Raw genomic sequence first — 17,084 nt, forward strand, 5'->3', positions numbered from 1 at the left:
GGACACGAGGTCCGGCAGCACGGTGTCGCGTTGAGCTGCGGGGCGCCTCAGCCGTGACGGTCGGCCTGCTTGCGGTTGACCGCGCGGTAGCCGATGTCGCGGCGGTACTGCATGCCGTCGAACGAGATCTGGTTGACTGTATCGTAGACCACGGATTGCGCGCCGCGCACGGAATCCGCGAGGCCCACGACGCACAGCACGCGTCCGCCGGAGGTCGTCAGCTTGCCGTCAGCGAGCGTCGTGCCCGCATGGAACGTCACGGAATTGTCCGTTTCGGCCGGAATGCCGGTGATGCGGTCGCCCTTGCGCGGCGTTTCCGGATAATTGTGCGCGGCGAGCACCACGCCGAGCGCCGTGCGGCGGTCCCAGTCGAGTTCCGCGCCGTCCAGCTTGCCGTCGATGGCCATTTCCACGACCTTCGAGAAATCGCCCTTGAGACGCGCCATGATCGGCTGCGTTTCGGGGTCGCCCATGCGGCAGTTGAATTCGAGCGTTTTCGGATTGCCGTTCGCGTCGATCATCAGGCCGGCGTACAGAAAACCGGTATAGCGGATGCCTTCGTTCTCCATGCCGCGCACCGTCGGCAGGATGACTTCGCGCATCACGCGGGCGTGCAGTTGCGGCGTGACGATGGGCGCGGGCGAGTACGCGCCCATGCCGCCGGTGTTCGGACCGCGGTCGCCGTCGAGCAGGCGCTTGTGGTCCTGGCTGGAGGCGAGCGGCAGCACGTGCTTGCCGTCCACCATCACGATGAAGCTGGCTTCCTCGCCCGTCAGGAACTCTTCGATCACGACGCGCGCGCCGGCATCGCCGAACTGGTTGTCGGCGAGCATGGAATCGACGGCGGCGTGCGCTTCTTCCACGCTCATCGCCACGACCACGCCCTTGCCGGCGGCCAGTCCGTCCGCCTTGATGACGATCGGCGCGCCTTTCGCGTCGATGTACGCGTGCGCGGCGGCGGCGTCGGTGAAGGTTTCGTACTCGGCGGTCGGAATGTTGTGGCGCTTCATGAACGCCTTCGCGAAGTCCTTCGAGCTTTCGAGCTGCGCGGCTTCCTTCGTCGGACCGAAAATCTTGAGGCCGCGCGAGCGGAACAGATTGACGATGCCCGCCGCGAGCGGCGTTTCGGGGCCGACGACCGTCAGCACAACGTGCTCTTTCTCGACGAAATCGGCGAGCGCCGCCGGATCCGTGATGTCGATATTGCGCAGACGCTCGTCCTGCGCGGTGCCGCCGTTGCCCGGCGCCACATAGACGATCTGTACGCGAGGCGACTGTGCGAGCTTCCATGCCAGCGCATGTTCGCGACCGCCGGAACCGACGACGAGTAACTTCATTTGAATCCCCGAAAAACTGTGTGAAAGCAGTGGCGGCGCACCGGCCGGCGCTCGAACGGACGAGCGCGAGAGACACGGCAAGACAACGGCGCCGGACGTCCGGCGGCGCGTCGCGACGGTTCGAAGGCGGCTCGCGCGGACATCGGCTGCGTCACGCGCCTTCTCAACCGTCAAGCCTCAAGCGAAAGGCATTCCAATGCCGCGAGGCGGCTTTGCCGCGCGGTTACGCCTCGTTGATCGCGGCGTTTGTATAGACTTCCTGCACGTCGTCGAGATTTTCGAGCGCGTCGAGCAGTTTTTGCATTTTCACCGCGTCGTCGCCAGTGAATTCGACTTCCGTCTGCGGTTTCATCGTCACTTCGGCGAGTTCGGCCTTGAAGCCGGCGGCTTCGAGCGCGTCTTTCACCTTCTGGAAATCGTTCGGCGGGCACACCACTTCGATGCTGCCGTCTTCGTTCGTCACGACGTCGTCGGCGCCGGCTTCGAGCGCCGCGTCCATCAGCGTGTCTTCCGGCGTGCCGGGCGCGAACAGGAACTGGCCGACGTGATCGAACATGAACGATACCGAGCCGTCCGTGCCCATGTTGCCGCCGAACTTCGAAAACGCGTGGCGCACTTCCGCGACGGTGCGGGTGCGGTTGTCCGTCATGGTGTCGACGATGATCGCCGCGCCGCCGATGCCGTAGCCTTCGTAGCGGATTTCTTCGTAGTTCGCGCCATCCACGCCGCCGACGCCGCGCTGGATCGCGCGGTTGATGTTGTCCTTCGGCATGTTGGCGTCGTAGGCCTTGTCGACGGCGAGCCGCAGACGCGGGTTGGAGTCGATGTCGCCGCCGCCCATGCGCGCCGCGACCTGGATTTCCTTGATGAGGCGCGTCCAGACCTTGCCTTTCTTCGCGTCGGCCGCGGCCTTCTTATGCTTGATGTTGGCCCATTTCGAATGACCCGCCATTACCTTTCTCCGTCGCGCGCGGCGAGAAACCGAGCGCCAAATGTGCTGTGATGCGTGCTGAAAATGTCCGCGCCGCCTGCGTTCGCGCCGCGTTGCCTGTCAGGCGGCGGCGGTGTTGCCGGCCGACGCGGCGGCGTGCGCGCGTCTTCGGCGAGGCGTCTCTACGACGCGCCGCCAGGGCTCGAAGGCCCGCTTTGCCGGCTAGGAACAGACCGAAATTTTATCATGACCCCAAGCCGCGGCAGCAGCCACGGGCTTCATTGGGCGATGAAAACAGAACCGCCGCACGGGCGTGCGGCGGCGGGAGAACCGTTTCGCGCGGTTCAGTTTCTCGTGCCGAACAGGCGATCGCCGGCATCGCCCAAACCGGGGACGATATACGCATGCTCGTTCAAATGCGAATCGAGCGACGCGACGTAGAGCTTCACGTCCGGATGCGCGTCCTGGAACACCTTCACGCCTTCCGGCGCGGCCACGAGCGCTACGAAGATGATGTTCTCGTCCAGCACGTTGCGGCGCTTCATCACGTCGACGGCGTGCACGGCGGAATAACCCGTCGCGACCATGGGATCGCAGAGAATGAACACGCGCTCTTCGAGATCGGGCGGCAGGCGCACGAGATATTCGACCGGCCGGTGATCGTCCGCGCGATACACGCCGATATGCCCGACGCGCGCCGACGGAATCAGGTCGAGCAGGCCGTCCGACATGCCGATGCCCGCGCGCAGCACCGGCACGATCGCAAGCTTCTTGCCGGCGATGACCGGCGCGTCGATCTCGACGAGCGGCGTGGCGACGCGTTTGGTCGTCAGTTGCAGGTTGCGCGTGATCTCGTAGCCCATCAGCAGCGTGATTTCGCGCAGCAGTTCGCGAAACGTGCGCGTGGACGTGTCCTTGTCGCGCATGTGGGTGAGCTTGTGCTGGATCAGCGGGTGATTGAGGATGAAGAGATTCGGAAAGCGGCTGTCTTGTTTCATGGGTCTCGCGCGATGCGCGTCCTGCTCGGGTGATGGTTCTGCCGTGGGCGATCGCGGCGGCGCAAGCGGCGCGCCGGGCAAGGCAGTGGCGACAGTTTACCGAAAAGGCCGCCATCGCTTAGGAATAATCTTCCGCGGTTTGCCCGTCAACGCACGCCGACGTTGCCGCCCCGATTCTTCTAGAATGCGCGAGAGGCGTTTCGAAGCGCGCAACGCACGACGCTTCGGGCCGACGATTCGAACACGCAACGACGACAGGAGATGGACGATGGACATGGGAATCGCGGGGCGCACGGCGCTCGTGTGCGCAGCAAGCAAGGGACTCGGGCGCGGCTGCGCGGAAGCGCTCGCCGCCGAGGGCGTGAATCTCGTGATCACGGCGCGCACGGCCGAGACGCTCGAAGCGACCGCCGCGAGCATCCGTTCGCAATACGGCGTGAACGTGCAGGCCGTCGCGTGCGACATCACCACGCCCGAAGGCCACGCCGCCGCGCTCGCCGCGTGCCCGCAGCCGGACATTCTCGTGAACAACGCGGGCGGCCCGCCGCCGGGCGATTTCCGCAACTTCACGCACGACATGTGGATCAAGGCGCTCGAAGGGAACATGCTGACGCCGATCGAGCTGATCAAGCGGACCATCGACGGCATGATCGATCGCGGATTCGGGCGCATCGTGAATATCACGAGTTCCTCGGTGAAGGCGCCGATCGACGTGCTGGGTCTCTCCAACGGCGCGCGTTCGGGGCTGACGGGCTTCGTCGCGGGCGTGGCGCGCAAGGTCGCGTCGACGGGCGTGACCATCAACAATCTGCTGCCCGGCACGTTCGATACGGACCGCATCGCCGTCACGTTCGAGGCGCAGGCGAAGGCGCAGAACGTTTCCATCGACGAAGTGCGCGCTCGCCGCGCGGAAGCGCTGCCGGCCGGCCGCTTCGGCAATCCGGACGAATTCGGCCGCACGTGCGCGTTCCTGTGCAGCGTGCACGCGGGTTACATCATCGGGCAGAACATACTGATCGATGGCGGCGCTTATCCGGGGACCTATTAAGTCATGAGCACACGCGTCGCGCTGATCGCGCACGACATGAAAAAGGACGACATCGTGGCGCTCACGGGCCAGTATGTCGACACGCTCGCGCAGTGCCAGCTCGTCGCGACCGGCACGACCGGCTCGCGCATCTCGGCGGCGCACGGGCTGGACGTCGAGCGCAAGCTGTCCGGCCCGCACGGCGGCGACCTGCAGATCGGCGGGGAACTGGCGGAAGGCCGCGTCGACGTGGTGATCTTCCTGCGCGACCCGATGACGCCGCAGCCGCACGAGCCGGACATCAACGCGCTCGTACGCGCCTGCGACGTGCACAACGTGCCGTGCGCGACCAACGTCGCGACGGCGCGCATGATTCTCGACGAACTGCGCGCGCGCCTCGTGCACGCGGGCTGATGCATCCACGAAACCAGGAGACGATCGAGCGATGACCAAGGCAATCCGATTCGACAAGACAGGCGGCCCGGAAGTCATGAAGTGGGTCGATGTGGACGTGGGCGCGCCGGGCAAGGGCGAGATCCGCGTGAAGCATCATGCGGTGGGGCTCAATTTCATCGACGTGTATTTCCGCACCGGCCTTTATCCGATGCCGCTGCCCGGCGGCCTCGGCATGGAAGGCGCGGGCGAGGTGACGGCGGTCGGCGAGGGCGTCACGCAGTTCAAGCCGGGCGATCGCGTGGCGTATGCGTCGCGTCCGCCGGGCGCGTATGCCGAAGAGCGGGTGATGGCCGCGGATTACGTCGTCAAGCTGCCGGATGCGATCGGCTATGAGGATGCCGCGTCGATCATGCTGCAAGGGCTGACCGCGCAATATCTCTTGCGCCGCACGTATCGCGTGAAGGAGGGCGATACCGTGCTGATTCACGCGGCGGCGGGCGGCGTCGGCATGCTCGCGTGCCAGTGGGCGAAGGCGCTCGGCGCGACGGTCATCGGCACGGTCGGTTCGGACGAGAAGGCCGAAATCGCACGGGCGCATGGCTGCGATCACCCGATCGTCTATACGCGCGATAACTTCACGCAGCGCGTGCGCGAGATCACGAACGGCGCGGGCGTGCCCGTCGTCTACGATTCGATCGGCAAGGACACGTATATCGGCTCGCTCGATTGCCTCGCGCCGCTCGGGCTTTTCGTGAGCTTCGGCAACTCGTCGGGGCCGGTGCCGCCCATCGATTCGTCGGAACTCGCGGGACGCGGGTCGCTGTTCTTCACGCGTCCGACGCTCTTCAGCTACATCGCGAAGCGCGCCGATCTCGATGCGATGGCCGCCGAGCTGTTCGAAGTCGTATCGTCGGGGAAGGTGAAGACGAATGTGCGGCAGCGGTATCCGCTCGCGGACGCGGCGCGCGCGCACGAAGACCTGGAAGCGCGCAGGACGACGGGCTCGACCATTCTGTTGCCTTGAGCGAGCCGTCATTCACCGTCGTCCTGATCGAGGACGAGAAGCAGATTCGCCGATTCGTGCGCGTGTCGCTGGAAGCGCAGGGCATGACGGTGCACGAAGCGGAGAACGGCCAGCAAGGGCTCGTCGCCGCCGCGACGCGCAAGCCGGATCTCGTGATCGTCGATCTCGGCTTGCCGGACACGGACGGCATCGACGTGATTCGCGAACTGCGCGGCTGGACCGACGTGCCGGTGATCGTGCTGTCGGCGCGCACGCAGGAAGAAGAGAAAGTCGCCGCGCTCGATGCCGGCGCGGACGACTATCTCACCAAGCCCTTCGGCGTGTCCGAACTGATGGCGCGGATTCGCGCGCATCTGCGGCGGCACAATCAGGCGGCCGGCAGCGAGACGCCCGTCGTGACGTTCGGCGATGTCAGCGTCGACCTCGCGTTGCGGCGCGTCACGAAGAACGGCGAGAACGTGCATCTGACGCCGATCGAATATCGTCTGCTCGCGACGCTCGTGCGCGACGCGGGGCGCGTGCTGACGCACCGGCATCTGCTGCGCGAGGTGTGGGGGCCGTCGCATGTCGAGAGCCCGCATTATTTGCGCATCTACATGGCGCATTTGCGGCAGAAGCTCGAACGCGATGCCGCGCAGCCCGAGCATATCGTCACCGAAACCGGCGTGGGGTATCGGCTGGTCGGCGTGAGCTAGCTTCGCTGAATGTGCCGCGCGAGCACGGGCGAAAGCGGATCGGTGGCGAAGAGCGCATCGAGCGCATGGTCGATCGGCTCGTTGCCGCCGACAAAGCCGATCGTGATGTCCTTCACGCCGCGCATCACGCATCGCACCGCCAGTTCGGCGACATCTTCCCGCGATACAGCCGGCAAGTTCAGCGTCCGCTCGCCGGCCAGCGCGATGCCGCCGTGCGCCGGTTCGTCGGAAAGCGGACCGGGCCGCAGAATGGCGTAAGGCACGCCGCGATGCGCGATGTAATCGTCGGCTTCGCGTTTCATGCGCGAATAATGGCGCAGCGCGAACGGACTCTTCTCCGGATGCGACGCCAGGAGCGCGCTCACGACGACGAGCTGCCGCACGCGTCGGCGCTTCGCGTAGTCGGCGGTGCGCATGACGGCGTCGCGATCGATCGCGCGCTCTTCCTGCACGCCTTCCGTCTCCGCCGATCCGGCCGCGTAGATCACGTGCGTGATGTCGTCGAACGCGTGGGAGAAGTCGTTGTTCAGGTCGCCGAGCACGATCTCCGCGCCGAGCGCCGCGAACTCGCTTTTCTGCGCGGACTTGCGCAGCAGCGCGCGAAAGGCGATGCCGTGTTGATGCAGCCTTCGCGCGACAGGACGGCCCGTGCGGCCGTGCGCGCCGATCAGCAGGACTTTCATCGCTAACATTCGGGTCGCTCCGTTCCGGTTACCGTTTCGAACACCGTAGGCGATTTTCGCGGCGCGCGCCACGTGAACTTGCAACGGCTCACGTGGACGCGCTTGCCGGATCACTCGGCTGCGCGCGCCGCCTGCGCACCGCCCTTGCGGCGCGCGCGCCGCGCTTGCGCACGCACGCGGAAGCGGTCCATGTACAGGTAAACCACAGGCGTCGTGTAGAGCGTGAGCATCTGGCTGACGATCAGCCCGCCGACGATCGCAATGCCGAGCGGCGCGCGCATCTCCGAGCCTTCGCCGGTGCCGAACGCGAGCGGCAGCGCGCCGAGCAGCGCGGCGGCGGTGGTCATCATGATCGGGCGAAAGCGCAAGAGGCACGCTTCCTCGATCGCATCGCGCGATGTCTTGGCGCCGTGTCGCGTCGCCTCGATGGCGAAGTCGACCATCATGATCGCGTTCTTCTTCACGATGCCGATGAGCAGAATGACCGCGATCAGCGCGATGATGCTGAACTCCGTCTTGAACAGCAGCAGCGCGAGCAGCGCGCCGACGCCGGCGGAAGGCAGCGTGGAGAGAATCGTGATCGGGTGGATATAGCTCTCGTACAGGATGCCGAGCACGATATACACCGCCGCGAGCGCCGCCAGAATGAGCAGCGGCTGATCGTTCATCGACTGCTGGAACGCCTGCGCCGTGCCCTGGAAGCTGCCGTGGATGGTCTGCGGCACGCCGATTTCGGCCATCGTTTCGTAGATCGCGGCGGTGGCGTCCGAGAGCGATTTGCCCGGCGGCAGGTTGAACGAAATGGTCGACGCGACGAACTGGCTCTGGTGGTTCACCGACAGCGGCGTGTTGCCCGGCCCGAACTTCGCGATGGCCGAGAGCGGCACCATCGTTTCCTTCGACGTGGACACCGCCGCGCCCGACGACGATCCCGACTTGCCGCTCGCCGCGATCGCGTTGGTCGCCGAGTTGCGCACCGATTCGAGCGCGAGTGCGGAGGTGGTGTCCGCCGCGCTCGTCGACGAACCGCCCGCGCCGGTCGATCCGGTGGCCGTGGTGGACGCGGTGCTCGTCGCGCTGGACGTGGTCGTCGAATTCGTCGATGCCGACCCGCTCGCCGTGCCGCCCGACGTGCTGATGTAAAGCTGCTTCAGCATCTCGGGGTCTTGCCAGTACTTCGGCGCGACTTCCATCACCACGTGATATTGCGACAGCGCGTTGTAGATGGTCGAAACCTGCCGCTGGCCGAACGCGTCGTAGAGCGTGTTGTCGATCTGCGCGGGCTTGATGTTCAGGCGCGCGGCGGTCGCGCGGTCGAACGTGACCATCGCTTCCAGCCCGCCTTGTTGCTGGTCGGAATTGACGTCGGTCAGCTCGGGGCGCTTCATCAGCGCGTCGGTGAGAAGCGGCCCCCATTTGTACAGATCGGCCGTGGTGTCCGAGAGCATCGTGAACTGATACTGCGCGTTCGACTGCCGCCCGCCCACGCGAATGTCCTGCACCGCCTGGAGGAAGGTGCGCGCGCCGGCGACATCGGAAAGCGGCTTGCGCAGGCGATTGATCACCTGATCCGCCGAGACCTTGCGCTCCTTCTTCGGCTTGAGCGAGATGAACATGAAGCCGGAGTTGGTCGAACGCCCGCCCGTGAAGCCGGCGACGCTGTCGACCGCCGGATCGGCTTCGACGATGCGCATCATCTCCGAGAACTTCGTCTTCATTGCCTGGAACGACGTGCTCTGGTCCGCCTGAATGCCGCCGATGATGCGCCCCGTGTCCTGCTGCGGGAAAAAGCCCTTCGGCACGATCACGTACAAATATACGTTCAGCCCGATGGTCGCGATCAGCACGAGCAGAATGAGCAGCGGATGCCCGAGCGCCCAGCCGAGCGTGCGCGCATAGCCGCGCTGCAGGCGGTCGAACTGCCGTTCGAGCCAGCGCGCGATGCGTCCTTCCTCGCGCTTTTCGTGCGATTCGGCGAGCAGTCGCGAGCACATCATCGGCGTGACGGTGAGCGAGACCACGAGCGATACGCCGATGGCGAGCGAAAGCGTCAGCGCGAACTCGCGGAACAGCCGCCCGACGATGCCGCCCATCAGCAGGATCGGCAGGAACACGGCGACGAGCGACACGCTGATCGACAGCACCGTGAAGCCGACCTCGCGCGCGCCGATAATCGCGGCCCGTCTGCGCGGCACGCCGTTTTCGACATGCCGCGAGATGTTTTCCAGCACGACGATCGCGTCGTCCACCACGAAGCCCGTCGCGATGGTCAGCGCCATCAGCGAGAGATTGTCGAGCGAGAAGCCGAGCAGATACATCGCCGCGAACGTGCCGATGATCGATATCGGCACGGCGACGCTCGGTATCAGCGTGGCGCGCCAGTTGCGCAGGAACAGGAACACGACCATCACCACGAGCGCGACCGCGATCACGAGCGTGAGTTCGGTGTCGTGCAGCGACGAGCGGATGGTGGTGGAGCGATCGGCGGTCGGCGTGATCTGGACGTCGGCGGGAAGCGCGGCCTGCAGTTGCGGCAGCATCGCCTTCACGCGGTCGATCGTCTCGATAATGTTCGCGCCCGGCTGGCGATACAGAATGACCAGCACCGCGCGCTTGTTGTTGATGAGGCCGAGATTGCGCAAGTCCTCGACCGAATCGACGACTTCGCCCACGTCCGAGAGCTTCACCGCCGAGCCGTTGCGATACGCGACGACGAGATCCTTGTACTGCGACGCCTTGCTCGCCTGATCGTTGGTGTAGAGCTGGACGTGCGTGCCCTTGAACTCGATGGCGCCTTTCGGGCTGTTCGCGTTCGCCGACGCGAGCGCCGCGCGCACGTCTTCGAGGCCGATGCCGTAGTGAAACAGCGCGCCCGGTTCCAGTTCCACGCGCACCGCCGGATTCGCCGAGCCGCTCACGTCCACTTCGCCGACGCCCGGCACCGTCGAAAGCGTCTGCTGCAGCACGGTCGCGGCGGAATCGTAAAGCGAACCCGCCGTGCGCGTGGGCGACGAAAGCGCGAGCACGAGAATCGGCGCGTCGGCGGGGTTGACCTTGTGGTACGTCGGGTTCTGGCGCAGCGAGGTCGGCAGGTCGGCGCGCGCGGCGTTGATCGCGGCCTGCACGTCGCGCGCGGCGCCGTCGATGTCGCGGTTCAGGCCGAATTGCAGCGTGATGCGCGTGGTGCCGACCGAACTCATCGACGTCATTTCGCTCACGTCGGCGATGCTGCCGAGATGCCGTTCCAGCGGACTCGCGACGCTCGTCGCCACCGTCTCGGGGCTTGCGCCCGGCAGCGTCGCCTGCACGGAGATGGTCGGGAAATCGACCTGCGGCAGCGGCGCGACGGGCAGCTTCACGAACGCGAACATGCCGGCGAGCGCGATGCCGATGGCGAGCAGCGTCGTCGCGACGGGCCGGTCGATGAAAAGGCGCGACAGGTTCATGGCTTACTCCACGTCGCTCGCGGGCCGGGCATCGGGCAGGCCGCGCCCGAAGCGCGCGCGCAGCCGCTGTCCGAGCGAATCGAACGCGAGATAGATCACGGGCGTCGTGAAGAGCGTGAGCAATTGCGAGACGATCAGACCGCCGACGATCGCAATGCCGAGCGGATGCCGCAACTCGGAACCCGCGCCCCAGCCGAGCATCAGCGGCAGCGCGCCTAATAGCGCGGCCATCGTCGTCATGAGAATGGGGCGAAAGCGCAGCAGACACGCCTGGAAGATCGCCTCGCGCGGCGGCTTGCCCTGATCGCGCTCCGCTTCGAGCGCGAAGTCGATCATCATGATCGCGTTCTTCTTCACGATGCCGATCAGGAGCACGATGCCGATGATCCCGATGATGTCGAGATCGTGCCCCGTGACCATCAGCGACAGCAGCGCGCCGACGCCCGCGGAGGGCAGCGTCGAAAGAATGGTGATCGGATGGATGAAGCTCTCGTACAGCACGCCCAGCACGATATACATCGTGACGATGGCCGCGAGAATCAGGAACAGTTCGTTCGACAGCGACGCCTGGAACGCGAGCGCCGCGCCCTGATAGCGAATCTGGAACGAAGCGGGCAAGCCGACCTCGTTCTTCGCCTGTTCGATGGCCTTCACCGCCGCCCCGAGCGATGCGCCCTTCGCGAGGTTGAACGACACGGTCGTCGCGGGGAACTGGCCGAGGTGCGTGACGAGCAAGGGCGCCGCGCGCTCGTGGAACTTGGCGATGGCCGAGAGCGGCACCTGCCCGTTCGTCGCGGTGGAGGAGGGCAGATAGATGCCGTTGAGCGTCTCGCTGTAGTGCGCGTCGCTCGGTTCGGCTTCGAGGATCACGCGGTACTGGTTCGACTGCGTGAAGATGGTCGAGATGATGCGCTGGCCGAACGCGTCGTAGAGCGCGTTGTCGACCGTCGCGGGCGTGATGCCGAAGCGCGCGGCCGTCGCGCGGTCGATTTCCACGTACACCGACTGGCCGTTCTGCTGCAGGTCCGTCGCGACGTCCGTGAGGATCGACGTGTGTTGCAGCTTTTCGACGAGCTTCGGCACCCATTCCGCGAACTCGGCGGCGTTCGGGTCCGTCAGCATGAACTGGTATTGCGTCGGGCTGACGGTGGAATCGATCGTCAGGTCCTGAACCGGCTGCATGTACAGCTTGATGCCGGGAATGTTCGCGACTTCGTCCTGAATGTTGCGGATGATGTCGCTCGACGTGTTGCTGCGGTCGTCGCGCGGCTTCAGATTGATGAGCATGCGCCCGCTATTGAGCGTGATATTCGTTCCATCGACGCCGATGAACGACGTGAGACTCTCCACGTCCGGGTTCTGCAGGATCTGCTTCGCGAGAGCCTGCTGCTGCTCCGCGACCGCCTGGTACGACGCCGCCTGCGGCGCCTGCGTGATCGCCTGAATGACGCCCGTGTCCTGCGTCGGAAAGAAGCCCTTCGGAATGTAGACGTACAGGACGGCGGTGAAAATGAGCGTGAGCACGAACACGAGCAGCGTCGCGCGCTGCCGTTCGAGCACCCATTCGAGCGCGACCGCGTAACGCCCGATCACGTAATCGATGAACTGGTGAGCGCGTGCTTCGAAGCGCTTGCTTTCCTTCGGCGGCGTGTGGCGCAGGAGTTTCGCGCACATCATCGGCACGAGCGTGAGCGAGACGACCGCCGAAATCACGATGGTCACCGCGAGCGTGATCGCGAATTCATGGAACAGCCGGCCGACGACATCGCCCATGAAAAGCAGCGGAATGAGCACGGCGATGAGCGAGACCGTCAGCGAAATGATGGTGAAGCCGATCTGCTTCGATCCCTTCAGCGCGGCTTCGAGCGGCGATTCGCCTTCCTCCACATAGCGCGCGATGTTCTCGATCATCACGATGGCGTCGTCCACCACGAAGCCGGTCGCGATGGTCAGCGCCATCAGCGAGAGGTTGTCGAGCGAGAAGCCGCACAGATACATGACCGCGAGCGTGCCGACGAGCGAGAGCGGCACCGAAAGGCTCGGAATGATGGTCGCGTAGACGTTCGCGAGGAACAGATAGATGACCATCACGACCAGCACGACGGACAACGCAAGTTCGAACTGCACGTCGCGCACGGACGCGCGGATGGTCGTGGTGCGGTCGGTGACGACGCGAACGTCGAGTGCAGCCGGCAACGACTGCTGCAACTGCGGCAGCAGCTTCTTGATGCCATCGACCACCTGAATGACGTTCGCGCCCGGCTGACGCTGCACGTTCAGGATGATCGCGGGCGTGGAATCGACCCACGCGCCGAGCTTCGTGTTTTCCGGCCCCTGCACGATGCTCGCGACGTCCGTCAGCATCACCGGCCGGCCGTTGCGGTACGCGACCACCGCGCTCTTGTACGCGTTGGCATCGGTGAGCTGGTCGTTCGCGTTGATGGTGTACGCGCGCGTCGGACCGTCGAAGTTGCCCTTCGGCGTGTTGACGTTGAGATTGGAGATGGTCGTGCGCAGATCGTCGATGTTGAGCCCGTACGACGCCAGCGCGCGCGTGTTCGCCTGAATGCGCACCGCCGGGCGATTGCCGCCGCTGATCGACACGAGGCCCACGCCCGCCACCTGCGAAATCTTCTGGGCGAGGCGCGTATCGGCGAGATCCTGCACCTGCGTGAGCGGCAGCGTCTTGGAACTGATCGCGAGCGTGATGATCGGCGCGTCGGCCGGGTTCACCTTCGCGTAAATCGGCGGCGCGGGCAGGTCGGACGGCAGCAGGTTGCCCGCCGCGTTGATCGCGGCCTGCACTTCCTGCTCGGCGATATCGAGCGGCAAATCCAGACTGAACTGCAGCGTGATGACCGATGCCCCCGCCGAACTCTGCGACGACATCTGGTTGAGACTCGCCATCTGCCCGAACTGCTTTTCGAGCGGCGCGGTGACGCTGGAGGTCATCACGTCGGGCGACGCGCCGGGATAGAACGTCTGGACCTGGATGGTCGGATAGTCGACGGCGGGAAGCGCGGACAGCGGCAGAAAACGCAGCGCGACGAGGCCGACCAGCATGATCGCCGCCATCAGGAGCGCCGTGCCGACCGGACGCAGAATAAAAATGCGGGAGGGATTCATGCGTTGGCCTGACGATTACTGCGGCTGCTGCTGATGCCGATGATGACGCGCGCCCGACGCAGCCGATGCCGGCGCGGCAGCGGAAGCGGCCGAAGCGCCCGACGCACCGGAAGCGCCCTTGGGCTTGTCGGCGGGAATGGTGATCTTCGCGCCTTCCTTCAGGCGATCCGACCCGTCGATGACGACGCGCTCGCCCACTTGCAGCCCGGACTTGATGCTGGTGCGCTCGCCATCGACGGGGCCGGTCTTCACGTTGCGCACGGTCACGGTGTTGTCCGGCTTCACGACATACACGAACGCGCCCGACGACCCGTTCAGCACCGCCGACGTGGGCACGATGGTCGCGTTCTTGATGACATCGACGAGCAGCTTCGTGTTCACGAACTGGTTCGGAAACAGCATGCCTTCCTTGTTCTGGAAGGTGCCGCGCAGTTTGACCGTGCCGGTGGTGGTGTCGATCTGGTTATCGACCGTTTCCAGATAGCCCGCTTCGATCGCGGTGGTGTTCGCGCGGTCGTACGCGGTCACGGACATCTTCGAGCCCGTGTGCAGCGGCTTGAGAATGGCCGCGAGGTTGTCCTCGGACGTGGTGAAAATCACGCTGATCGGCTGCAACTGCGTGATGACGACGACGCCGTTCGTGTCGCCCGTGGTCACGTAGTTGCCGGGATCGACCTGACGCAGGCCCACGCGGCCCGACACCGGCGCGGTGATGCGCGCGTAGGTCAGATCGAGCTTGTAGGTATCGACGTTCGCCTGATCGGACTTCACCGCGCCTTCGTATTGCTTGACGAGCGATGCCTGCGTGTCCACCTGCTGCTTCGCGATGGAGTCCTGCGAAAGCAGCGTCTGATAGCGCTGCAAGTCGAGCCGCGCGGTTTGCAGCAGCGCCTGATCGCGCGCGAGCGTGCCTTCGGCGTTGCGCAGCGAGATTTCGTACGGACGCGGGTCGATTTGCGCGAGGAGATCGCCTTTCTTGACCATCTGGCCTTCGGTGAACGCGACGTTCATCAAGGTGCCGTTCAACTGCGTCTTGACCGTGACGTTCGCGAGCGGCGTGACTGTGCCGAGCGAATTGATGACCACGGGCATTTCGCCTTGCGCGACGGTGGCGACATGGACCGGCTGCGGCTGATTCATCGGGTTCGCGCCGCGGCGTCCGCCCTGACGCGCTTCCTGCGGCTGGCCCGGCGTGCCGCCGCGATTCCACGGATGCCACCACGCCACCGCCCCCGCGACGATCAGCACCGCGACGACGAGCGGCACGAGCCGGCGGCGGCGCGGCGGCGTGGCGGCGGTGACGGGCGGGGCGGGATCGGCGGGACGCGTGGGTTGCTGGCGTGACTGCGCGGGAGTGGTCTTTTGATCGTCCATCGTTCGGTGGCTGGGTGTTTCCAAGTCTGTCGTGCGGGGCGCGGATGGGCGGCATCTCGCGATGCGGGCGGGGCGGGGTCCGGGAAAGTCGGCGGCGGACGAAGCCCGCCGGTTCGAAGAAACCAATATGCAGCAAGCGTTCGGCCAGCGTTCCCGCGCGACCCCGGTGCGCGCGAAGCATGATGCTACGTCCCGCGCCGATGCCCGTCCACACGGCATTCTTTCTGTTGATTACGGCTGTTACATGAAGCCTTCGATCCGGCTTTCGATGCCCGCCGATTTTCGCCGGCGACGACTTCGCGCAACGGCGCGGCCATCGCCATCCGGCGCGACAGTTTACTTAATCTCGCGCAGAGGCGTCTTGTTGCCCGCCGTGCCGCCGATTTCGCGCGCGATGTAGTCGACGCATTCGAGCAGCGCCGGAGCGACGGTGCCGATGAGCATTTCGTGCGGGCATTGATGCGCGGCGCCGCCGCAGTTGACCGAATAATGCTCTTCCGACGGACCGACGAAGCCCGCCGCCACCGCGTTCAGCCCGAGATGCCACTCGCCGAGCGATATCGCGAAGCCGTGGCGGCGCGCATCTTCGAGACCGCGCTGCAGGCCGCCGGCAATCGCCGGCCAGTCGTCGCCCGATGCGGTCTGCAGGCTTCCGATGAGCGCCAGCCTGTCGGCATCCGGCAGCACCGACAAATACGCGCGTCCGACCGCCGTTCGGCTAAGATCCATCCTTCCGCCGACTTCGAGCCGCGAAACGAGCACGGCCGAGCGCGGCCGGATTGCGTCGATGACCACCATTTCGAGCCGGTCGCGCACGGCCAGATGCACGCTCAGGCCGGTGCGCTCCGCCAGCGCGATCAGAAAGGGCCGCGCCCGCGCGCGGATGTCGAAATTGCGCAGGAAGCCGTTGCTCAGTTCGAGCACGGAGGCGGTGAGCACGAAGCGCTCGCTGTCGGGCAGGCGAAGCAGCAATCCGGCGCCGACGAGCGTAGCCGTGATGCGCGAGACGGTCGGCTTCGGAATGCCGGTCCAGTCGGTCAGTTCGCGATTGCTGACCGGCGCGTCCGCCGCGGCGATCCGGCGCAATACGTCGAGTCCGCGTGCGAGCGCGGTGACTTCATCGCTATCTTTCTCTCTCGTCTTGTCCCGGTTCGGCGACCGGTTGCTCATCGTATGCATTTGTATTTGTGAAACATCGTTTCGGATGCGAGTTTCGTGGGCGACTATGACGCCGCCGCTGCAAGTTTGCAAGCCATGCAAGCCCCGATCATAAGTGGTACGGCGTATGTAACTTTTTGATGATACGTCGCCGCAACACACCCTTCGGGCAGATGCCCGGACGCAGAAATTTTGCTTGACTTGAGCAGTGATCCCGTAAAAAATGGAACCCGATTTCGAAACCGGCCGGCGATGTGCGCGAGCGCTTTCCGCCCCGAAACTCGGATACAGGCTCTCAGGTTCTAGCACGGCCCTCGGAATGGCTAGAACTTTTAAGGCGCTACGGAAACGTAGCGCCTTTTTTTTCGCCGACGATTTTTCGGTCGATCGGCCCCGGGCGTGGCCCTGAATATACGCTGAAAGCGCGCAAAGCGCTTAAATGAGAAGCGCTGGAAGGAGGGGCTGCGGCGGCGAGTCAGGCGGCGACGGGTGCGGCGCAAGCGCGCGATGCGTGGCCGCGTGCCGGGCACGACGCCCGGCCGGACCTGGCGAAACTTCGATTCAGTGGAGCGCGTTGAACACGCGACGCTGCTTGAGCAGCAGCTTTCCGCGCACGAGCCAGTACACGCTCGCCGCGAGCAGCGCGATTGCAATGGCTAACGGGAGAAGCGGATTGATCCGTTCGGGCGCGGGCTGACTGGTTGCCACCAGCAATGCCGCGAAAAAAGCGCCGGCGGCCTGGCAATAGGACCGCTTGGCGAGGATTCGCCGCATGCGAGGCGTGGTGAAGCGGGAGACGGGCGCGCGCGTAAACGGTTCGAACAGCATCAGCCCTGCGACGAGGGCGACGGCGATATTCATGTAAAGCATGGCAGGACTTCGGTAGGAG

At 65.3% G+C, this 17,084-nt stretch carries 13 protein-coding genes; 4 read left to right on the top strand and 9 right to left on the bottom strand.

Annotated elements, in window-relative coordinates:
* Window positions 1-47: 47 nt before the first annotated feature.
* The 3 genes from purD to upp all read right to left on the bottom strand — a co-directional run bounded on the left by purD (window position 48) and on the right by upp (window position 3,266).
* Window positions 48-1,337 (bottom strand): phosphoribosylamine--glycine ligase, encoded by a 1,290-nt coding sequence (gene purD / locus NCR39_RS04470; RefSeq protein ID WP_250450940.1) that lies wholly within the window; start codon window positions 1,335-1,337, stop codon window positions 48-50.
* Window positions 1,338-1,560: 223 nt separating this feature from the next.
* The gene (locus NCR39_RS04475; RefSeq protein WP_250450942.1) at window positions 1,561-2,289 is read right to left on the bottom strand and encodes a YebC/PmpR family DNA-binding transcriptional regulator; all 729 of its coding nucleotides are present in this window, start codon (window positions 2,287-2,289) and stop codon (window positions 1,561-1,563) included.
* 323 nt (window positions 2,290-2,612) lie between these two features.
* Entirely contained in the window at window positions 2,613-3,266 is a 654-nt protein-coding gene (gene upp / locus NCR39_RS04480) for a uracil phosphoribosyltransferase (protein WP_250450944.1), read from the bottom strand.
* A gap of 268 nt (window positions 3,267-3,534) precedes the next feature.
* Here upp and NCR39_RS04485 point away from each other — a divergent pair, with 268 nt between their 5' ends.
* Genes NCR39_RS04485 through kdpE form a run of 4 tightly spaced genes read left to right on the top strand, consistent with a single transcriptional unit; the run spans window position 3,535 to window position 6,408 of the window.
* Window positions 3,535-4,314: an SDR family oxidoreductase gene (locus NCR39_RS04485; RefSeq protein WP_250450946.1), complete on the top strand. Its 780-nt coding sequence runs from the start codon at window positions 3,535-3,537 to the stop codon at window positions 4,312-4,314.
* Window positions 4,315-4,317: 3 nt separating this feature from the next.
* The gene (locus NCR39_RS04490; protein WP_250450948.1) at window positions 4,318-4,707 is read left to right on the top strand and encodes a methylglyoxal synthase; all 390 of its coding nucleotides are present in this window, start codon (window positions 4,318-4,320) and stop codon (window positions 4,705-4,707) included.
* A gap of 31 nt (window positions 4,708-4,738) precedes the next feature.
* Window positions 4,739-5,713, top strand: coding sequence for a quinone oxidoreductase family protein (locus tag NCR39_RS04495; RefSeq protein WP_250450950.1), 975 nt, complete (start codon window positions 4,739-4,741; stop codon window positions 5,711-5,713).
* On the top strand, window positions 5,710-6,408 hold the full coding sequence (gene kdpE / locus NCR39_RS04500) for a two-component system response regulator KdpE (protein WP_250450953.1): 699 nt from the start codon (window positions 5,710-5,712) through the stop codon (window positions 6,406-6,408). The genes NCR39_RS04495 and kdpE overlap by 4 nt, the downstream gene beginning before the upstream one ends.
* Here kdpE and NCR39_RS04505 read toward each other — a convergent pair.
* From NCR39_RS04505 to NCR39_RS04530, 6 genes are all read right to left on the bottom strand, one after another.
* Window positions 6,405-7,100, bottom strand: a complete 696-nt coding sequence (locus NCR39_RS04505) for an SDR family oxidoreductase (protein WP_250450954.1) — start codon at window positions 7,098-7,100, stop codon at window positions 6,405-6,407. The genes kdpE and NCR39_RS04505 overlap by 4 nt on opposite strands.
* Before the next feature lie 101 nt (window positions 7,101-7,201).
* Entirely contained in the window at window positions 7,202-10,537 is a 3,336-nt protein-coding gene (locus tag NCR39_RS04510) for an efflux RND transporter permease subunit (RefSeq protein WP_250450955.1), read from the bottom strand.
* Between the two features lie 3 nt (window positions 10,538-10,540).
* Window positions 10,541-13,663 carry an MdtB/MuxB family multidrug efflux RND transporter permease subunit gene (locus NCR39_RS04515; RefSeq protein WP_250450956.1) on the bottom strand — a complete coding sequence of 1,041 codons (3,123 nt, stop codon included), beginning with the start codon at window positions 13,661-13,663 and terminating at the stop codon, window positions 10,541-10,543.
* Window positions 13,664-13,678: 15 nt separating this feature from the next.
* On the bottom strand, window positions 13,679-15,037 hold the full coding sequence (locus tag NCR39_RS04520; protein WP_250450957.1) for an MdtA/MuxA family multidrug efflux RND transporter periplasmic adaptor subunit: 1,359 nt from the start codon (window positions 15,035-15,037) through the stop codon (window positions 13,679-13,681).
* 336 nt (window positions 15,038-15,373) lie between these two features.
* Complete coding sequence (locus NCR39_RS04525; RefSeq protein ID WP_250450958.1) at window positions 15,374-16,216, bottom strand: IclR family transcriptional regulator; 843 nt, start codon at window positions 16,214-16,216, stop codon at window positions 15,374-15,376.
* Window positions 16,217-16,756: 540 nt separating this feature from the next.
* Window positions 16,757-17,056 (bottom strand): hypothetical protein, encoded by a 300-nt coding sequence (locus tag NCR39_RS04530; RefSeq protein ID WP_250450959.1) that lies wholly within the window; start codon window positions 17,054-17,056, stop codon window positions 16,757-16,759.
* Between the last annotated feature and the right edge of the window lie 28 nt (window positions 17,057-17,084).

It is taken from the genome of Caballeronia sp. ATUFL_M2_KS44, assembly GCF_023630965.1.
Lineage (GTDB): Bacteria > Pseudomonadota > Gammaproteobacteria > Burkholderiales > Burkholderiaceae > Caballeronia > Caballeronia concitans.